At 40.3% G+C, this 890-nt stretch carries 1 protein-coding gene; it reads right to left on the minus strand.

Annotated features, from left to right (window positions below; genetic code table 11):
- Positions 1-842 (minus strand): chorismate synthase (gene aroC / locus AC1DTM_RS29105; protein ID WP_477001558.1); only part of this gene is annotated, 842 nt, incomplete at its 3' end.
- Positions 843-890 lie beyond the last annotated feature (48 nt).

Raw genomic sequence — 890 nt, forward strand, 5'->3', positions numbered from 1 at the left:
TCCCATATAATTTCATCGTGCACTTTACTTCCCGGCTGTCTTGCCGCTTCAAAACCAATTCCGATTTCAGCACCTTTAAACGCATTCACGCTCATAATAGCCCCGGCAAGTTTTGCATCTAATTTACGGTCGTAATGAACATAGCTACCAACTCCAATTGGCATACCTTCTGCAATTACCTCAACAATACCACCGATTGAATCTCCGCTACTTTTCGCATCATCAATCGCATCCATCATCTCTTGTTCTACTTCTTTATCTAAACATCGAACAGGTGAGTTTTCAGTAATCGTTTGAATTTCTTCTATCGGCAACTGAGTAATAGGCTTCGCTTTTACACCGCCAATTTCAAGAACATGTCCTGCGATTTCCACACCTAGTTCTTTCAAAATTTGTTTCGCAACTGCACCAGCCGCAACTCTAACAGTCGTTTCTCTTGCAGAAGAGCGCTCTAATACGTTTCTTATATCACGATGACCGTATTTAATGGCCCCGTTTAAATCCGCATGTCCTGGACGTGGTTTTGTAATCGTACGCTTCATTTCTTTACTTTCTTGCTCTGAAATTGGTTCTGCACCCATTACTTTCGTCCAATGTTTGAAATCATCATTTTTTACGATTAACGTAATCGGTGAGCCAAGTGTCATCCCGTGACGTACACCACTTACAATTTCAACAGTATCTGTTTCAATTTGCATGCGTCTTCCGCGCCCATGCCCTTTTTGTCTTCTTAATAATTCTTTATTAATATGTTCCGCTGTTAATGTTAAACCTGCTGGTACACCTTCTAAAATAACTGTTAACTGCGGACCATGTGATTCTCCAGCTGTAATGTATCTCATTTCTCTTACCCCTTTATTATTTTTTTGTACAAAAAAGTCCCTACTGAG

This window comes from Bacillus sp. P4_D3 (assembly GCF_056401855.1).